The sequence below is a fragment of the Streptosporangium sp. NPDC005286 genome (assembly GCF_040607515.1).
Lineage (GTDB): Bacteria > Actinomycetota > Actinomycetes > Streptosporangiales > Streptosporangiaceae > Streptosporangium.
In genome coordinates this window covers 1-2,755 of record NZ_JBEXGU010000368.1, presented here as the reverse complement: position 1 = coordinate 2,755, position 2,755 = coordinate 1, and the positions used below count along the sequence as shown (strand labels likewise).

The 2,755-nt window shown below is 63.1% G+C and carries 4 protein-coding genes; all 4 read left to right on the top strand.

What is annotated here, in order from left to right; genetic code table 11:
- The first annotated feature begins 316 nt into the window (after nucleotides 1–316).
- Entirely contained in the window at nucleotides 317–895 is a 579-nt protein-coding gene (locus ABZU75_RS46115) for a hypothetical protein (RefSeq protein WP_355569831.1), read from the top strand.
- A 333-nt stretch (nucleotides 896–1,228) separates the two neighbouring features.
- The gene (locus ABZU75_RS46110) at nucleotides 1,229–1,825 is read left to right on the top strand and encodes an HD domain-containing protein (protein WP_355569828.1); all 597 of its coding nucleotides are present in this window, start codon (nucleotides 1,229–1,231) and stop codon (nucleotides 1,823–1,825) included.
- A gap of 122 nt (nucleotides 1,826–1,947) precedes the next feature.
- The gene (locus tag ABZU75_RS46105) at nucleotides 1,948–2,172 is read left to right on the top strand and encodes a hypothetical protein (protein ID WP_355569826.1); all 225 of its coding nucleotides are present in this window, start codon (nucleotides 1,948–1,950) and stop codon (nucleotides 2,170–2,172) included.
- On the top strand, nucleotides 2,169–2,591 hold the full coding sequence (locus tag ABZU75_RS46100) for a type II toxin-antitoxin system VapC family toxin (protein WP_355569823.1): 423 nt from the start codon (nucleotides 2,169–2,171) through the stop codon (nucleotides 2,589–2,591). Before ABZU75_RS46105 ends, ABZU75_RS46100 begins: the two co-directional genes overlap by 4 nt.
- The last annotated feature ends 164 nt before the right edge of the window (nucleotides 2,592–2,755 follow it).

Genomic DNA, 2,755 nt, shown 5'->3' with positions numbered 1-2,755 from the left:
GGTCGACGCCGATCTCGCGCAGCACCCTGACGAGCTCCAGCCGGCCACGGTCCTCGTCGCCGTAGAGGCGGTAGCCGCTCCGCACCCTGGCCCTTCCGCACGCCGGTGGTGTGCGGAATCACCCAGATCAAGGAAACCCTCTGATCAGTTGCGTCTTCCCTCGGCGTGCCCGGAGACCTCGGCCGCGACAAACAGGCCATTTGACCTGGGTCCGGATGACCCGCGACGATCTTCCGCGCCAATGGTCAAGCTTTGACTCTTCCCCACTCGCTATTTCTGAACATAGCGCCACTTCGGCCTGTTGTAGGCTGCCGACGTGAGCGCCGCCGCCCCGTCCCCCCGGTCCAGATTTAAAATATCCATTTTTCTGAGTTATCCGAAACCATGCAACTCCCGGCAAGAGGCGTTCGTCGAAGCACTTTGCGAATATCTCGACGACCGCGGTTTCGCACCCCGAACCCTGGGCGTGACGGATTATGACATGGACGCCCCCTTGAAAGCGATCCGCCGTTTGATGCTTGAGTCAAACGCCTTGATCACGATTGCCTTCCGCCGGACATACGTCGAGCGGGCCGTTGGAAACCATCTGGCCGACTTACCGGGCCGTTCCCCCTACATCATCAGCGACCAATGGCTGACGAGCCCTTGGTCGCACATCGAGCCGGCCATGGCCTTCCAACTGGGGCTTCCCTCTCTGATCCTGCGGGAGCGCGGTGTAATCGCTGACGGCATACTGGAAAAAGGCGTCCTGGGTAGCTACATGCCGGAGTTCGACACCTCCACACCCGTGGACGACTACTTCGACTCCCCCGAGTGGCGTGACCTCATCTGGAAATGGGAGAGCCAGACCCGAAAAGTAGTGGAGACCAAAGGGAATCCCCCGAAGCTGTATTGACTCATGTCATCGGCCTACGACGACAGCGTCATCCTTGAGCGACGCGGCACAGCCGTCGTCAGCCGGAACCTCACGCATCGCGCATCCACCAGGGCCGGCGGCGCGCCCCGGGTGGATAGCCCTGGAACGCGGTTATGCGTCAGGCCGGCTCGGCGGCGATAGCGCCACGGCGGGCGCGTGTGCCGCCTCGCCGGTGAGCAGCCGTCCTCCAGTGGTGGACGATCAGGGCGGCGGCGCACGCCAGAGCGACCAGCCCGAATCCGATGCCGACGAAGAGCACTGAGCTGATCCGCGACGCCGGACAGCGGCGTCACAGGTGGTTAAACTCCCGGCATGCGGATTCCAACGGATGGAGAGATTCGCGCGCTGCACGCGAAGTACGCGCCCACCCGGGAAGCGTTCGATCTCGTCTACACCCACTGCGAAATCGTGTGTGGAATCGCGGAACAGCTCCTCCCCCGTGCCGACCCCGATCTCGATGCGGACCTGGTGCGGGCCGGCAGCCTGCTTCATGACATCGGGGTGTACCGGCTGTACGACCAGGATGGAAAGCTCGATCACGCACGCTATGTGCGTCACGGGATACTCGGCTACGAACTCCTCCTTGACGAGGGGTTCCCGGAGAAGATCTGCCGCTTCTGCTCCTGTCACACCGGGGTGGGAATCAGCCGTCACGACATACGGCGGCAAGGCCTCCCGCTGCCACCTGCCGACTACGTGGCGGAATCAGCCGAAGAAGAACTTGTGATGTACGCGGACAAGTTTCACAGCAAAACCGATCCCCCGACATTTGTCTCCGCCACCTCCTACACCACTCAGGTCCGGGGCTTCGGCGAGGAAAAGGCCGTGATCTTCAAGTCGATGTGCGAAAGCTTCGGAGTTCCCGATCTCGCACCGTTCGTCACCACGTACGGGTACGCCGTGGTGTGACACGCTCTCCATCGAGTCGGCGTTCTCCCCTTCCTGCCAAAGGTCCCGGGCAGCCGAGGCGAAGCTGACGTGAAGTCGGCGACATTCAAAGATGCATGCAAGTTGCATGCTAAAGTGCTGGCATGGGAACCATACAGATCCGGGACGTGCCCGACGAGACCGAACGGACCCTGAAGGCGCGAGCCGAGCATGAGGGCAAGTCGCTGACGGCCTACGTACGCGACCTGCTGAACGAGGAGGCGACCACCCCGACGCTGGACGAGGTGATGGCCAAGATCGCCGCCGACGAGCCGGTGCCGTACGACCCCGATTTCGTTCACGAGACCCTGCGCGAGGGGCGCCGGTGAGCCTGGTCGTGGACGCCTCGATCGTTTTCCGTCTGCTGGCCAACGTGAAAGGGGACGACCTTCTTCGTCAGCGGCTGGCCCGTAAGGTGCACGCCCCGGCCTTGATCGACGTGGAGATCGCATCGGTGGTGCGCGGGCACGTGATCACCAGTAAGCCGGAGGTGCGCATCTCCGAGGCAAGGGCCCGGATCATGCTGGAACGCTACGCCCAACTCAAGATCGTGCGGCATCCGATGCTGCCTCTGCAGTCGCGGGTGCTGGAGTTGCGGAACAATCTCACCGCGTATGACGGCATGTACGTGGCCCTCGCCGAACTGCTGAGGGTGCCGCTGCTCACCGATGACGCCAAGTTCGCCGGCTCCTCGGGGCATCGGGCGGAGATCCACCGCTACCCACCGCCGTCAACGACCCTCTCCTGAAGGAGGGGGCTTGAGGCGCGGTAATGCGCTTTGAAGCCCCGCGTTGACCAGCCCTAGTCATCAGCTCAGGGAGGTGCGTTTTGATGGCTACGTTGAACACGAGATCGCAGACCCACCGGCGGGTGCTTCCTCAGCCCGCCGCTCTGGAATCCGTGGGAGCAGAC